This window comes from Flavobacterium frigidimaris, from assembly GCF_002217275.1.
Classification (GTDB): domain Bacteria; phylum Bacteroidota; class Bacteroidia; order Flavobacteriales; family Flavobacteriaceae; genus Flavobacterium; species Flavobacterium aquidurense.
Genome location: NZ_MUGV01000038.1, coordinates 21,927 through 38,618 on the forward strand (window position 1 = coordinate 21,927; position 16,692 = coordinate 38,618).

At 35.1% G+C, this 16,692-nt stretch carries 10 protein-coding genes; 5 read left to right on the top strand and 5 right to left on the bottom strand.

Features of this window, described 5'->3' with window-relative positions:
- Positions 1-142: 142 nt before the first annotated feature.
- Positions 143-1,423, bottom strand: coding sequence for an SH3 domain-containing protein (locus B0A65_RS19205; protein ID WP_074656285.1), 1,281 nt, complete (start codon positions 1,421-1,423; stop codon positions 143-145).
- Positions 1,416-3,290: a DUF5675 family protein gene (locus tag B0A65_RS19210; RefSeq protein ID WP_207556461.1), complete on the bottom strand. Its 1,875-nt coding sequence runs from the start codon at positions 3,288-3,290 to the stop codon at positions 1,416-1,418. Before B0A65_RS19210 ends, B0A65_RS19205 begins: the two co-directional genes overlap by 8 nt.
- An 808-nt stretch (positions 3,291-4,098) precedes the next feature.
- On the opposite strand from B0A65_RS19210, the gene B0A65_RS19215 reads away from it, so the two are divergent.
- A complete protein-coding gene (locus B0A65_RS19215; RefSeq protein ID WP_074656288.1) occupies positions 4,099-7,008 on the top strand; it encodes an FAD-binding and (Fe-S)-binding domain-containing protein in 2,910 nt (969 codons plus the stop codon).
- A 153-nt stretch (positions 7,009-7,161) separates the two neighbouring features.
- Here B0A65_RS19215 and B0A65_RS19220 read toward each other — a convergent pair whose 3' ends face one another.
- Positions 7,162-8,319, bottom strand: a complete 1,158-nt coding sequence (locus tag B0A65_RS19220; protein WP_074656291.1) for a Gfo/Idh/MocA family protein — start codon at positions 8,317-8,319, stop codon at positions 7,162-7,164.
- Between the two features lie 378 nt (positions 8,320-8,697).
- On the opposite strand from B0A65_RS19220, the gene B0A65_RS19225 reads away from it, so the two are divergent.
- Positions 8,698-10,629: an amino acid permease gene (locus B0A65_RS19225; RefSeq protein WP_074656293.1), complete on the top strand. Its 1,932-nt coding sequence runs from the start codon at positions 8,698-8,700 to the stop codon at positions 10,627-10,629.
- 473 nt (positions 10,630-11,102) lie between these two features.
- On the opposite strand, the gene B0A65_RS19230 is transcribed toward B0A65_RS19225, so the two are convergent.
- On the bottom strand, positions 11,103-12,305 hold the full coding sequence (locus tag B0A65_RS19230) for an aminotransferase class I/II-fold pyridoxal phosphate-dependent enzyme (protein ID WP_074656295.1): 1,203 nt from the start codon (positions 12,303-12,305) through the stop codon (positions 11,103-11,105).
- Between the two features lie 428 nt (positions 12,306-12,733).
- On the opposite strand from B0A65_RS19230, the gene B0A65_RS19235 reads away from it, so the two are divergent.
- The 3 genes from B0A65_RS19235 to B0A65_RS19245 all read left to right on the top strand — a co-directional run bounded on the left by B0A65_RS19235 (position 12,734) and on the right by B0A65_RS19245 (position 15,713).
- Positions 12,734-13,189, top strand: coding sequence for an Lrp/AsnC family transcriptional regulator (locus B0A65_RS19235; protein ID WP_074656297.1), 456 nt, complete (start codon positions 12,734-12,736; stop codon positions 13,187-13,189).
- Positions 13,190-13,596: 407 nt separating this feature from the next.
- A complete protein-coding gene (gene lpdA, locus B0A65_RS19240; RefSeq protein ID WP_074656300.1) occupies positions 13,597-15,000 on the top strand; it encodes a dihydrolipoyl dehydrogenase in 1,404 nt (467 codons plus the stop codon).
- 167 nt (positions 15,001-15,167) lie between these two features.
- On the top strand, positions 15,168-15,713 hold the full coding sequence (locus B0A65_RS19245; protein ID WP_074656303.1) for a lipocalin family protein: 546 nt from the start codon (positions 15,168-15,170) through the stop codon (positions 15,711-15,713).
- A gap of 446 nt (positions 15,714-16,159) precedes the next feature.
- Here B0A65_RS19245 and B0A65_RS19250 read toward each other — a convergent pair whose 3' ends face one another.
- On the bottom strand, positions 16,160-16,534 hold the full coding sequence (locus B0A65_RS19250) for a DoxX family membrane protein (RefSeq protein ID WP_074656305.1): 375 nt from the start codon (positions 16,532-16,534) through the stop codon (positions 16,160-16,162).
- Positions 16,535-16,692: the final 158 nt, after the last annotated feature.

Below are 16,692 nucleotides of genomic sequence, written 5' to 3' on the forward strand. Positions count from 1 at the left end.
GTGCTGTAAGCAGGGATTGTAAATATTGGATGAGGGAATTGTTTGGGAACTATTTCTTGTCCCCGTGCTGGCGCGCGTATCGCTCGTGCGCGTAACTATTTTACATTCTAAATGTCAACGAGCAAGACGATATCAATAATAGTTATTCATTTTTTATCTTGGTCTTACACACGTAACCCTTTTTGCCTTCTTTAGTTTGCACAAACCACCAATCTCCTGAATTGTCAATTACTTTTACATTTTCTCCAGTTTTAATTTTCTCCAGTATTATCGAACTGCTTTTTTTTTCTTTCCTTAAATTAGTGAAACCATCTAAGTCGGCTATTATTACAGAATAGTTTAAATAACTTTTATAATCTTGGTAATTAAAATTTCTTAAAGAGATTGAAGTATTTAGTTTTATTGAAACCGTATTTGCAAAGTCATTATTTAATTCAGAGCTTGTAGTAGTAACTCTATCTAACTTGAAATCACTTTTATTATTTAAAAATTCATACTTTATTTTGATTAAATTAGAATCGCTAATTTTTAATTGAATAAAACTTAAGATATTATTATTGAAAGATAAATCATCATACGAATCTTCTCCTCCAGTTCCTCCAGCACATTTTAAGCAAGGAATAATATTTGAGCTTTTAAAATTTAACGAGTACTCCTTATTTTGGTTGTATAATAAAATTAATAATATTCGGGATTCGTTATTTTTAAATTCTTGACTATTGGCTAAAATTAAAATTTTATCTGTTAAATTGTCATCATTTATATAGCCGGACAAGCTGTCTAATATTGTATAACCTTCTGGTATAAAATCGTTGATTAATTTTAATTTATTGGTTTTACTTTCATTAGTAATTTCGGAAACTAAATTCTCTTTTTGAATTAATGTCAATTCTTTTTCTAGCGAAGAATATATTTGAGGACAGCTATTTTTTAGAATTTTAAAGATATCAGGAACAGCGGTCAATGGTTGTGGAGAATCTAAATAAAAGTGCCAAAAACTATCTATTTCTTCAAGCGTTCTATTGCCTAGAAGATCACAAGCTAAATTTGGATTTTCCTTAAATATTCTTTCAATATTTATTTTAAAATAGTTTACGGCATCAGCTTGATATTTTCCATTAATGCCAATATCTATAATTAATTTAAGTGATTTACCAGTTTTGTCTTTTTTAATTATTTTAAATAATCTATTGATATATTCTTCACTTTCATTATATAACGGATACGGAACATCTAAGCTATCATTCCATCCAAAATACTTTACAAATTGATTGTAGTTTTTCGGAAAGTTTTGTAAAAAAAGTTTTTCATCATTTTTTGTAAAAGCGATTTTTAAATCAGCTATTGTGGCTTCTTTACTTTGTGATTTTGATGTACAAGAAATAAAAAGCGACAAAATTATTAAGGCGATTAATTTATTCATATTCTTGAGTTATTATAATTTTTGCATTTTCAATTCCAATTGATTTAACGTATTCATTTATTTCGTTTAATTTATCAACACTTTTCGATACCCAATCTACACTTCTTGAAGAACCAGGTAATAGGCATCCCTCTGTTGCCTCAGCTGAATTTCCTGCGTGAATTAAAATTGCCCTATTAATATTAACTTCGTTATTATATAATTTTAAAACATTTTTAAATTTTGTACCATTATGCCAAACTAGATTGTAAGTACCTATAGGAATTCTTTGTTCAATTCCTGAAATAGTTGTGTCTGGTCCTTTTTCTTCTAATATGTATCCCGTTATATCTGAATTATCGATTGTAAATTCGCCAATAGTTGATTTTTTTGTTTGCCATTTTCTTATTAATCTAATAACAACTCCTGCATTTAATTCTTGATCTATATTTTTACATTCATTTAGACGATAAACTTCTTTTGAAGTCAAAAAAGATTTCCTTCTTTTTTCATAATGACTCGCATCTAAGTTTTTATTTATAATTTTTGTAATACTATCAACATTTGCTGGATTTGATCCTATATCAGCTTTAGAATTTAGATTATTATTAATCCAGTAGCTAAATGCAGACATTACGGCGTATTTAGGTTCTTCTAAAAGATCAGGATTTTTTATTAAATCTCCCTTCCCTGGAAAGGCTTTTTTAAAATCTTTATTAATTTGAGAATAATTGTATTTTCCAGTTAATTGAATTAATCCTCGCCCAATATACGTATAACCTTCTTCTTTACTTTCATTGCCTAAGTCATTACATTTACCTCCAGGCGATAAAACACAAGATACAATATCTTCATCGTTATCTACTTTTCTTAGACCGTAAGCTCTGATAGCAATTTCATAAAGATTTCCTTTATAAATCTCTGCTTCTTTTGGATGTCTTTTAAAATAACCAAATAAATTCGTTAGGGTAGTTGTACTATATCCGTCAATTTCTTCTATCAAAGTATTAAAACCTGTTTCAGAACCTAATTGGTTTATCAAATGAGCTTTTCTTAGACAAGTATTAATTTTATATTCATCTTTTAATAAATTTATTTCTTCGATTAATTTCGTTGCTAAATTTTTATTTTTCGAAGCTGATGGAAATATTTTTACAATGTCATCATATTTAAAATCTTGATTACATCTAGGGCAATTATTTTTTCCTTTTTCATCTTCTTTTTTCTTCCACCAATCAGGATCCATATTAACGGTCATCATACTATTAATCTTTTCCCATACAGGATTTGTCGAAATTTCATTTTTTACAGAGACTTTCGTTTCATGATAATCATGAATGTTCTTTTCAGATTTCGCTATTCCTTTTTCTTCTTTTTTAGACGGGCCTTTTTTTTCCGCCGGAGTTTGCTTCTTAGGTGCTTGAACTTCTGGCTTATAATCAGGATTGGGGATATTTGCATTTTTACTTGTTGCTCGTTTCGAAATTTTTTCAAAAATTTCGGCAGTTACGTAGTACTCATGAAATTTTCCTTCGTTTTTGTCGCCTTTAGCTAATTTCGCATTTGCCAGCCAGGCATGACTAGGGTTTAGATAAAATTTAGCATAAGCTATTCCATTTAAAATGTCGCTTATTTTAGTTTCGATCCTTACATTTGTTGTGTTTTGCTTCGTTTTATCTCCGTCATCTTCCCATAAAGTTACTTTTACAGGCAGCAATTCCATATCTACACAATGTACACGGGCAATTATCCAATCGCCGTATGCAAATGGTCTTGTAGGTTTATTATAATTATTGTCTAGTAAATCAACATGCAATATTTTCCCTTGTGTGGCTTTTTCTGTTTTTATATCAAGGACTGCTTTTTCGCCATTTGCCTCGACCAGCATTCGGATTCCTTTTCTGGTCAGGCTTTTTTGAGAAAAAGTATAAGGTACCGTTATTCCTGTCTTGTTGTTTTCAGGTCTTTTTGACCATGAACTTCCACTCAATGTCCAAATGCTCCATTTAACATGTTCATCGGATAAACTTTGAAATTGTGATTGATCAAATGAAACAAGGTTGGAGCTACCAAAAAAATCATAAATTGAATAATATTCTTTTTTACCTACTACAGGATTGGCTTTTCCAAATATTGTTAATTTCGACATATTATATTTATTTGTAAATAAAAACTTATAAATAACGAATATAATATTTTTCTTAAAATAAAATAATTTTCTTACAAATTTTAACTTTGGATAAAACTTCTTATGAAAAAGAATGCCCTAGCCCTGATGGGAGGGAAAATCCTTTTGTGTCCGCCGCGGCGGACACAAAAGATTTAGAAGGACAGCAGGAAATAGCTCCTTATTAAAAACGAAATTCCAATAAATGAAATTGAAATTCCAATTGTAAAAATCGTAAAGGCCCGGAAAAAAATTGCGTAAAATTTCTTAAAATAATGATTATACGTTACTATTTGTCATTTCGACAAAGGAGAAATCCTCGCAAGTAACTCCGCAACGAAATTCCAATCTTTGTAGAGTTACTTGCGGGGATTCCTCGTTCCTCGGAATGACATAAAATGAGAAAAAACCTTCGAACCTTTGTTCCTTTGCTCCTCTGCGCCTCCAAAAAAAAAACCTTAGAACCTTAGCAACTTAGAACCTCAGAACCTTAAAAAAACCTATTTTTGTCAAATAATATTCAGCAAAAATGTCACTATTTAAGGATTTAGAACAATTATCAGCATCGTTGGAAGGAACACTTTTATACGATGATCTTCATAAAACGCTTTATTCGACCGATGCTTCGGTGTACCGGATTAAACCAAAAGCAGTTGCGGTGCCTAAAACGATCGCAGATATTAGTAAACTGATTCGGTTTGCGGGGGAGCATCAGATTTCGATTACGCCAAGAACAGCGGGAACTTCGCTGGCCGGACAAACGGTGGGCGACGGAATTGTGGTCGATGTTTCGAAGAATTTTACCAAAATCCTGAATTTCGACCCGATTAAAAAAACAGTTACGGTAGAGCCTGGCGTGATTCGCGATGAACTGAATTTGTTTCTGAAACCGCATGGCGTGTTTTTCGGCCCGAATACTTCTACATCTAACCGCTGTATGATTGGCGGAATGGTGGGCAATAATTCTTCGGGAACGACTTCGATTCGCTATGGCGTGACGCGCGATAAAATTGTGGAGATCAAAGCGATTTTGAGCGATGGATCGGAAGTGGTTTTTAAGGAACTGACTTCGGCGGAATTTATCGAGAAAACCAAAGGCGATACCTTAGAAAATAAAATATACAAAAGCGTTTACGACGAACTTTCGGTAAAAGCAATGCAGGATGAAATTGTAAAAGAGTTTCCGAAACCGGAGATTCACAGAAGAAATACGGGTTATGCGGTTGATATTTTACTGAAATCGGATTTGTTTGGCGGAACAGAACCGACAATCAATCTCGGAAAATTACTCTGCGGAAGCGAAGGAACTTTGGCTTTTACTTATGAAATTACCTTAAAAGTTGACAATTTACCGCCGGCCAATAATATTATGGTGGTAGCGCATTATCATAGTATTCAGGAATCGCTGGAATCTGTTGTGGTGGCGATGAAACATCATTTGTACACAGCAGAAATGATCGACGACACGATTTTGGATTGTACCAAAACGAATCGCGAACACATTAAAAATCGTTTCTTTTTGGTGGGAGAACCGAAGGCGATTATGATGTTTGAAGTAGCTTCGCATGATCCTGAAGATGCAGAAAGACAAGCGAATGCTTTGGTTGCCGATTTAGAAAAAAACAACTTTGGTTACGCGCTCGTAAAAATTTACGGGGCCGATATTGAAAAAGTAAACGAATTGAGAAAAGCCGGCCTCGGACTTTTAGGAAGTATTGTTGGAGACGACAAAGCAGCCGATTCTATTGAAGATACTGCGGTTGAGTTGAGCGATTTGCCCGCTTATATTGCAGAATTTTCGGCGATGATGCTGCGTCACGGACAAGGTGCGATTTATTATGCGCATGCGGGTGCGGGCGAACTGCATTTACGTCCGGTTTTGAATTTGAAGAAAGCATCTGACTTAAAACTTTTTAGAACCATCGCGACCGATGTGGCAATTTTGGTTAAAAAATACAGAGGTTCGCTAAGCGGAGAACACGGTGACGGAATTGTGCGCGGCGAGTTTATTCCGTTTATGATTGGCGAGACAAATTATGAATTGTTGAAACGCATTAAGTTGGCTTTTGACCCGAATTCGGTTTTGAATATCGGGAAGATTGTGAACGCTTTAAAGATGGATGAAAACCATCGTGTGATTTCGGGCAGGGTAGAACCGGATATTAAAACGTTTCAGGATTTCTCAGACAGTTTAGGGATTTTGCGTGCGGCCGAAAAATGCAACGGATCTGGAGATTGTCGAAAATTGCCATCGGCAGGAGGAGCGATGTGTCCGAGTTACCGAGCAACTAAAAACGAAAAAGAAACCACGCGTGCGCGAGCCAATGCGCTGCGTGAATATTTGACCTATTCTGAAAAAGAAAACAAATTTGACCAGAAAGAATTATATGAAGTTTTTGAATTGTGTGTAAGCTGTAAAGCCTGCGCCAGCGAATGTCCGAGTAATGTGGACGTTGCAACTTTAAAAGCCGAATTTTTATACCAATATCAAAAAGCTAACGGATTTTCGACCCGAAATAAGATTTTTGCACACAACGCAAAACTGAATAAAATGGGAAGTAAGTTTCCGTCAATCACCAATTTTATTTCGAATCAATCGCTCGTTAAAAAAAGCATGGGAATTGCGCCGGAAAGACAAGTGCCACTTTTGGCAAAAAAGACTTTCAGAAAATGGCATGAAAATCATAAACCTGCAGTTACGGATTTTCCGAACGGAAGATTGTATTTGTTTGTAGATGAATTTACCAATTATTATGATGTAAATATAGGAATCGATGCTTTCGAATTATTAACTAAACTAGGGTACCAAGTTCTGGTTATCGACCATGAAGAAAGCGGAAGGGCTTATTTGTCTAAAGGTTTTTTAGAAGAAGCAAAAAAAATAGCCAATCACAATGTCCGCATTTTTAAAGATTTGGTTTTAGGCAATGCGCCTTTGGTTGGTATTGAACCTTCTGCTATTTTAACTTTCAGGGATGAATATCTTCGCTTGGCAGATGATAAAGAAGAAGCTGAGAAGTTATCCCGAAATGCTTTTACCATTGAAGAATTCTTTAAAAAAGAGATTATCGATGGAAAGATAAAACCGGATTCATTCTCTGATGAAAAGAAAGAAATCAAGATTCACGGACACTGTCACCAGAAATCATTGAGTTCTGTTGAAGCAACTTTTGCGATGCTGAATTTACCAACCAATACTACGGTTACGATTTACAATTCGGGCTGTTGCGGAATGGCAGGATCTTTTGGTTACGAAAAAGAACATTACCAGGTAAGCATGCAAATGGGAGAAGATACTTTATTTCCAAAAGTGCGTGCCACGGCCGAAAATGTAAAAATCGCTGCCGCAGGAACGAGCTGCCGTCATCAAATTTATGATGGAACGAGTAGGGAAGCACAGCATCCGGTTAGTATTTTGAGAAGCTGCCTGAAGGCTTAACCGCAATCCCGATAGCTATCGGGAGCAAAGGTCTACGCAAGGTTCGCAAAGATTTTAAAAAAATAATTCGTGAATTCGTGGCTATTTTTTCCGCCACGAATTCACGAATTAAAATTATTAAAAACTCTGTGTCTTAGAGCCTTTGTGGCAAAACTACGTCAGTGAAACTTTCTTTCCAGTTTCAGCGGCTTTGTAAATGGCGTTTATGACTTTAATGTCTTTCAATCCTTCTTCTCCAGTAATATGGTTGGGCAGTTTTTTGTTTTCTAAAAGTACTTTCGCGATTTCATCCATTTGAGTTTGCTGTTGGTTGATAACCGGAAATTTTAATGGTCCTTTTGATGATTTTCCTTCATACGGTCCATAGCTCAATGCTGGACTTAGTTCAAAGAAACCTTCATCTGCGGAAGCGTATAATCTATCAACATTATAACTAACAGTAGTGTTGCAACTGGAGAGCGCACCGCTTGGAAATTCCATTTGCCACGAAATGCTTTCTTCAGTTTCAGAAAAAATTTGTTTGTTATGTATGGTTCCAAATTGTGCTGTAACAGCAATAGGCTCTTCTCCTAAAATATAACGACTGGCCTGAATGCAATAAATCCCTAAATCCATTAACGGACCACCTCCGGATAATTTTTTGTTTAGTCTCCATTCATTTCGGTCATTCAAATTAACAGTGCTTTTGGTATCACGAGGATCATGTATTTGATAACCCAAAGAAGCTTCTATAAAACGGACTTGTCCTAAAACTTTTTCTTGTCCGAGTCTTTTAATTTCTAAATGAGTCGGTTCATAATGCAAGCGGTAACCAAGTGCCAATTGCACCTTATTATCGTCGCAGGCTTTGATCATTTCTTCGCAGTCTTTAACGGTAATAGCCATTGGTTTTTCGGTAATGACGTGTTTGCCGGCTTTTGCAGCGCGAATGACAAATTCTTTGTGCAGGCCATTTGGTAAAATCACATACACCAGGTCAATGTCTTTATTTTTTATTATTTCATCAAAGTTCTGATAATTATAGATATTTTTTTCTGGAATATTGTACTGACTTTTCCATTGTGCTGCTTTTGATGGTGTTCCCGTCACTATTCCGGCAAGCGTACAATATTCAGAAACCTGAATTCCTTTCGCTACCAAATCAGCGTAAACTCCCAAACCACAAAGCGCAACATTTAATTTTTTTCCGGTATAAGGTGTCTTATTTCCTTCCGGTGCCGATAAAAAAGAGGGAAGAGTGGTTATGATAACGGATGCACCAACGCCAATACCAAATTTATTCACAAATGATCTTCTTGTAATTTTTTCCATATAGTTTATCTTTTAAGTTAAATATCAATTTATTAGTAAGCACTTTTTGATAAATGTTACATTTGTTAAGTTTAAAGTTGTTTTCGCAAAAAATGTTCTGCCACAGATTAATGGATTAAAAAGATTTTGTTTCGCGCATATTAAGCAGATTTTAAAATAATCTGTGTAAATCTTTTAATCTGTGGCAAAAAAATAATTCGGGAAAATTCGTGCAATTTGTGGCAAAAAAACTTCGAGCCTTAGCGCCTTAATAGCAAAAAATAATTCCCATTAAAACAAAATGGTTTTATATATTTGAAATCAGGATAATTTTTGCATTATTTGCAAAATAAAACCACAAAGACCGATATAAATTAATTTTAAAAAGCAAAATCATATATGGCATTATCAGGTTTATTCCGAAAAAAAACGGTACAAGATATTCTCAAGCAAGTTGCAAAGAACGAAGCAGATGGTCATAATGCATTAGGAAAACATTTAACGACCAGGGATTTAACTGCTTTTGGAATCGCTGCAATTGTTGGAGCGGGAATTTTTAGTACTATCGGAAAAGCAAGTGCTGATGGTGGACCAGCCGTTATTTTCTTGTTTTTATTTACCGCATTGGCTTGTAGTTTTGCCGCTTTTGCTTACGCCGAATTTGCTTCGATGGTTCCGGTTTCAGGAAGTGCTTATACGTATTCGTATGTAGCTTTTGGAGAAATTGTTGCCTGGATAATTGGTTGGGCTTTAATCATGGAATATGCCGTCGGAAATATAACAGTAGCCATATCGTGGAGTGATTATTTTACGGGACTGCTCCAGAGTGGCGGGATTCATTTACCGCAATGGGTTCAGATGGATTATCTAACCGCTTCAAACGGATTTAAAGATGCCACAGCTTTAATGCAGGGCGGAAAAACATACGAAAACTTAGGTGCAGGATTACAAGCTGCTTACACGGCCTGGACAACAGCACCAACAATTGGTTCTTTCCATTTTGTTGCTGATTTACCGGCTTTATTTATTATTGTTTTAATTACAGCTTTGGTGTACCGCGGAATGAAGGAATCCCGTAATGCGAGTAATGCAATGGTTGTGGTAAAACTTTGTATCGTACTTTTAGTTATTGCTGTAGGTGTATTTTATGTAGATACTGCCAACTGGGATCCGTTTGCTCCAAATGGTGTTAGTGGCGTTTTAAAAGGAGTTTCTGCCGTTTTCTTTGCTTATATTGGTTTTGACGCGATTTCAACAACGGCCGAAGAATGTAAAAATCCACAACGTGATTTACCTCGTGGAATGATGTGGGCGATTATCATTTGTACTATTTTATATATTGCCATTGCGTTGGTTTTAACCGGAATGGTGCGTTATAACGAATTGAATGTTGGAGATCCTCTGGCGTTTGTTTTCGATAAATTAAACTTAAAATGGATGTCGGGAATTATCGCCGTAAGTGCTGTAATTGCGATGGCTAGCGTTCTTTTGGTTTTTCAAATGGGACAGCCTCGTATCTGGATGAGCATGAGCCGTGACGGTTTATTGCCAAAGAAATTCTCTACCGTGCATCCAAAATTCAAAACACCATCTTTTGCAACCATTGTAACTGGTTTTGTAGTGGCAGTTCCGGCATTGTTTTTAAACTTAACAATGGTTACCGATTTATGTAGTATCGGAACTTTATTTGCCTTTGTATTGGTTTGTGCAGGAGTTTTGGTTTTACAAAACAAAACGGATATTCCAAGAGGTAAATTCAAAACGCCTTATGTGAATTCAAAGTATATTTTGCCTGTTTTAATGATTGCTGGTTTGTATTATGCATTTGCTTTCAACAATAAGGCGACGATGGCTTTCATTAATAATGAAGCGCAAACAAATGATGCAACGACAATTATAACGGCTTTAGATAAAGAAGAATCAGCTAAAGTCTTTAATTATTTAGAAAGTATCGATGTTCATAATAAAACGGCTGAAACTTCGGATTTAGAGCATTTATTAAGCCAATACCAAGACGACGATGCTAAATATGCTGAAGTCGTAAAAGGTTTACCAATTAATGATTCTCTAAAATACGAGTCAGGTTTCAGTTTATTCAAACACAAAATACCAATGTGGATTTTCCTGTTTGTTTTAGTTGGATTAGCCGTTTGGTCATTCAGACAAAACCTTTCTTTGATTCCACTTTTAGGATTAATCTGCTGCCTGTATATGATGGCCGAATTAAGCGTTTGGAACTGGATTTACTTTACAGTTTGGTTGTTAATCGGATTGTTTATTTACTTTACTTATAGTAGAAAAAATAGTAAGCTGAATGCGATTGAAGCGTAAATAATTATTAATTGTGAATTATAAATTATAAATGGGAAAGCCGTTCTGAGATTGATCAGAACGGTTTTTTTATTTTATTTTTTCACGCAGATTTGGCAGATTAAAGCAGATTAAAAAAAGATTTTTTAAGCTATAGCAATAATAAATCTGCGCGAATCTGCCTAAATCTTTTTAAATCTGCGTGAAAAATTCTGTGCTCTCTAAAAAAAATCCGCTAAGAGAAAAATCTCCAGCGGATTTAAACAAACAAATTAAAAATCTTGCAAATTTATATATAAAGAAATGTTTGCCTTTTTAAGACGTTATGATTTTGTTTCACGCAGATTGTGCAGATTAAAGCAGATTTAAATAGATTTTTTTTTAGCTGAGCAATATATAAATCTGCGCTCATCTGCTTAAATCCTTTTAAATCTGCGTGAAATAACTTAGTGTATCTCTGCGAAAACCCTCCGTGAATCTCTGCGAAATATAAATTACAAAATTCCCAATTCCACCATACAAGCTTTCATCATTTCATAAGTACGCTGAATATCATTATCCAGTCCAATAGAAAAACGAATCAAGCCATCTGTCAATCCCATTTCAGTTTGTTCCTCTAACGGAATTTCACTAGAAGTTGAGGTTCCGGGTGCGCTGAAAAGTGTTTTGTAAAATCCTAAACTTACCGCCAAATAACCTAAGTTTCTTGCCTGCATTAATTCCATTAATTCATTGGCTTTTTCCAAAGTTCCAACGTCGATTGTCATCATCCCACCAAAACCATATTCCGGATTAATCATCGTTTTATATAACTCATGACTTGGGTGGCTTTTCAATCCCGGATAAACGGTTTTCAAGCCGTCAGCTTCAAATTGGTCTGCCAGAAAATGCGCATTATGGCTGTGTTGTTTGATTCGGATATGAAGTGTACGAAGATTTTTCATTACCGAGGCCGAACGCAAACTATCCATCGTTGGTCCCAAAAGCATGCTTGCTCCCGAGTTTACATTTTTCAATGAATTGATAAATTCTTTAGAGGCACAAGTAACACCACCAACCGTATCACTGCTTCCGTTAATGTATTTCGTCAAACTGTGAATCACGATATCAGCTCCTAATTTTGCAGGTGAAACAGATAAAGGTGAAAAGGTATTATCAACCACCAATTTCAAATTATGCTTTTTAGCAATATTAGCCAAACCAGCAATATCAGCCACTTCCAACAACGGATTACTAACCGTTTCACAATAAATAACTTTCGTATTTGGTGTAATTGAAGCTTCTACAATATCTAATTTCGTGATGTCTACAAAGCTCGTTTCAATTCCGAATCGAGGTGTAAAATTCTTCAAAAAAGCATACGTTCCGCCATAAATAGTTCGGCTTGACACAATATGATCGCCCGCACCGCACAACTGCAATAGCGTAGGCGTAATGGCTCCCATTCCCGAAGCGGAAACGTTTGCCGTTTCCGTTCCTTCCATTGCCGCCAAAGCCTGATCCAAATATAAATTACTTGGCGAAGAATGGCGTGAATACAAATAACAGCCTTCCATGTTGCCTTCAAAAGTATCAAACATCGTTTTCGCCGAAAGGAAAGTATAAGTAGAAGAATCAGAAATCGAAGGATTCACCCCTCCAAATTCCCCAAAGTATTGCAAATCCTGAATTTTATCTGCTGGGTTATAGTCTTTCATATAGTTAGTTTTTGTTTGTTTTGTTTCTAGTTTCAGGTTTCAAGTTCCAACAACGTGAAACTTTAAACCTGAAACAAAATTTTTAGAACCTATTCCAGCTTTCCGTTTCATCCCGATAGCTATCGGGACATAAAAAAGGCAAAGTTTCTAATGTTCTAAAAAGAGCTTCCGTTGGTCGCTTTTTTAGAACAAGAAACTCTTGCCTTTTTTACTCCGGGCTTTACTCTTCAATCTGGGCTAGGGCACTCGTTTTCAAAAGAAAATCAGTTCAAAATAACATCTATTAAGAAAATTAATCAATGATTAGTTTAAAAATTAGATTTTAAAACTATTAAATATGGTTATGATGGATTATTAGTTTAAATTTGTTATAAAAAACCCAAATAAGTAGATTTTTTTTCGGCAACAGCCACCAACAATCAACAATCATGACCTTAGACGCAATTGATAAAAAACTTCTGGTTCTGTTACAAACCGACAGTAAAAAGACAACCAAAGAATTATCCTTAAAACTGAATCTTTCGGTTACAGCAGTTTATGAAAGAATCAAAAAACTAGAACGTGAAGGAATCATCAAAAACTACGTAGCTTTAGTCGATAAAACCAAAATCGAAAGAGGATTTGTGGTTTTCTGCCATTTAAAACTGATCCAACATACCAAAGAATTCTTAACCAAATTCGAAAGCGAAGTCATCAAACTCAACGAAGTTTTAGAATGCCATCACGTAAGCGGAGATTACGATTACATATTAAAAGTATTAGTAAAAGACATGGAAGCTTACCGAGAATTTTTGGTAACCAAACTGACAACACTACAACATATAGGCAGCACGCAAAGCACTTTTATGATTAGTGAAGTGAAGAATTCGACAGTGATTTTCTAAGATACTAAGGTTCTAGGTTGCTAAGATTCTAAGTTTTTATTGAATTGCCTCCAGCTTTAGCTGGAGGTTTTAGAATTAGATAGAAAAAGGCTTTAGCCAAAATTGCAGCATTTGGCTAAAGCCTTTTCACTTTGACGATATTTTCCATCCAGCTAAAGCTGGACGCTATTCAATTTTTTCCCAGACTTTGCGACTCTTCTCCGATAGCTATCGGGATTTCGAGATTAAAAAAATAAAGCTTCGAGACCTTTGCAGTAAAACCCACAACATAAAAAAAACTTTGCGTCTTAGTGCCTTCGTGGCAGAAACCCTTCACCTCAAATTTCACACAAAAAACATTGAAATTTAAACTTTAAACAAAACTTTATTCCTTAATTTTGTATCGCTAAAAATAAAATAGACAAACTATGAGTTCATTTGACGTAGTCATTATAGGTTCAGGTCCTGGCGGATATGTATCAGCAATTCGTTGCGCACAATTAGGTTTCAAAACAGCTATTGTAGAAAAGTATAGCTCTTTGGGCGGAACTTGCCTTAACGTAGGTTGTATTCCTTCAAAAGCATTGCTTGCTTCTTCTCATCATTATGCAGAAATTGCTCATTTCGCAGATCACGGAATCGAAGTTTCTGGTGATGTGAAAATCAATTTAGAGAAAATGATCGCGCGCAAACAAGCAGTTGTAGATCAAACCGTAGGTGGAATCAACTACTTAATGGATAAAAATAAAATCACTGTTTTCAATGGTTTAGGTTCTTTCGTAGACGCAACACACATTGCAGTTGCAAAAGCAGACGGAACTTCTGAAACTATCGAAGCAAAATATACTGTAATCGCTACAGGTTCAAAACCATCTTCTTTGCCTTTCATCAAAATTGACAAAGAAAGAATCATCACTTCTACTGAAGCTTTGGCTTTAAAAGAAGTTCCAAAGCACTTGGTAATTATTGGTGGTGGTGTTATCGGAATCGAGCTTGGACAAGTTTACCTGCGTTTAGGAGCTCAGGTTTCTGTAGTAGAATTCATGGACAGAATCATTCCTGGAATGGATGCGTCTTTGTCTAAAGAATTGACTAAAGTATTAAAAAAACAAGGAATGAAATTTTACGTTTCTCACAAAGTAAAATCAGTTGAAAGAAACGGTGATGCTGTTGTTGTTCAGGCTGAAAATGCAAAAGGAGAAACCATCACTCTTGAAGGAGATTATTCATTAGTTTCTGTTGGTCGTCGTCCTTACACAGACGGATTAAACGCTGACAAAGCAGGAGTAAAAATTTCAGACAGAGGACAAGTTGAAGTAAACGATCATTTACAAACTAATGTTCCAAATATTTACGCCATTGGTGATGTTGTTCGTGGAGCAATGTTAGCGCACAAAGCGGAAGAAGAAGGAACTATGGTTGCTGAAATCTTAGCAGGTCAAAAGCCACATATCGATTATAACTTAATTCCTGGTGTAGTTTACACCTGGCCAGAAGTTGCTGCAGTTGGACAAACTGAAGAGCAGGTTAAAGCTTCAGGAACAGAATACAAAGTAGGTAGTTTTCCTTTCAAAGCTTTAGGTCGTGCAAGAGCAAGTGGAGATTTAGACGGATTTGTAAAAATCATTGCTGATGCTAAAACAGATGAGGTTTTAGGAGTTCACATGATTGGAGCACGTACAGCTGATTTAATTGCTGAAGCGGTTACTGCAATGGAATTCAAAGCTTCTGCTGAAGATATTTCAAGAATGAGCCACGCACATCCCACTTTCGCGGAAGCGGTAAAAGAAGCAGCATTAGCCGCTACTGATAATAGAGCATTACACGTATAAGCTACGTAAAAGCATACTTTAAAACCCATCAGTCCCGTAGCCTCGGGATTGATGGGTTTTTCTTTTGCTGTAAATTTCTGGTTTAGAAAATATAAAATTCAAAAATAATTTTGTAAATTAGATGTATAATTCTGATGCTATCTTTACTTCTATAAAAAGATAACATTATGAAAAATAGATATATAGCTCCAGTACTTCTTGGAGCGGGAATTGCATTTATGCTTTATTCCTGTAGTGGTTCAAAGATTCCGAAAAAAGCTGTTGCTGTCACTAATTTTGACAAAGCAAAGTATCTTGGAAAATGGTTTGAAATTGCAAGATTAGATTATAAATGGGAGAAAAATTTAAATAACGTAACGGCCGAATATTCGCTTAAGGATGATGGCACGATTAAAGTGGATAACAGGGGCTATAATGTCAAAAAAGACAAGTGGGAGGAAAGCATCGGGAAAGCCAAGTTTGTCAAAAAGGATAATGTTGGAATGCTAAAGGTCTCATTTTTTGGTCCTTTTTATGCCGGATATAATGTAATTGCGGTTGATCCGGATTATAAATATGCACTCGTAGCAGGAGAAAATTTAAAATACATGTGGATACTTTCAAGAGAAACTACAATTCCTGAAAGTATAAAAGCAGACTATCTTATAAAAGCACAGGAAATTGGTTATAATGTCTCAGACCTCGTTTGGGTCGAGCATAATAAAGCCAATTAGCATCAACATGAAAACCTGTGGAGCAGCAAAAAAAAATTACTGCAAAGCACGCAAAGTTTTTTTTCTGCTGTGTGTAGGATCTTTAATAAGTTTGCAAAGCTGTATGTAATTAATCTTTGCGGGCATTCTGTTAATCCTTTGCTAACATTGCGGTTAAACAATCCTATGTTGAAATAAAAAATAGTACCACAGGAAATATTAAATTTCATTCTTTATTTTTATAAAAAGCTGAAGTTTAAATATTTGTATTGGTTTAGCTTTTTGTACTCTGTGTTTTCAACGGCATCAAAAGATAAAAAGTCTTAGTGATCTCTGTGGTAAAAAATAATTACTAAATACATTCTTGTTTTTTTACAACATTTATGGTTTATCCGACAATAAAAAGCAAACCCGGCAGGTTTTTAATTTGCCGGGTTTGTTATTTTAAAGTTCTAAGGTTAAATTTTTTATGCAGTGAAAACGCTTTTATAATTATCCCAATACCTGTAAATCAAAAATAAGTTGGCCAGGAAAAGTACGGCTGCAATAGGCAAGCCTTCCGGAGCTAAGAAATAATTGATAAACAAAATGTTTACCGTTATAGGTAAGATCAAAATATTAGCTAATGTTACATAACGTCCTGTTACAAATGCAATTCCGCAAAGCAATTCTATTGATTTTGCCAAAGGCATTAAATACGTTGCAGCCATTAAACCAACATTAAAGGCTTTAAAATTACCGGTTGTTTCTGGTTCTGGCATGAGATGGAAAAAATAACTGATCGATGCAAAAAGTAGCAAAAGACCAATTAAAACACGGACAATAATAGTAGCAATTTTCATAATACTTAAAATTTTTAAAAGGTTAAAAAATATATTTATTTAGCTGGAAATCGTATACGTTTTCTGTCCTAATAAAAATGAAATTTAATATTTAGTCTCTTTTTATTGAGGAATTCACAATCAATACAACCCTATTTTAGGATTAATTGAATGCTATA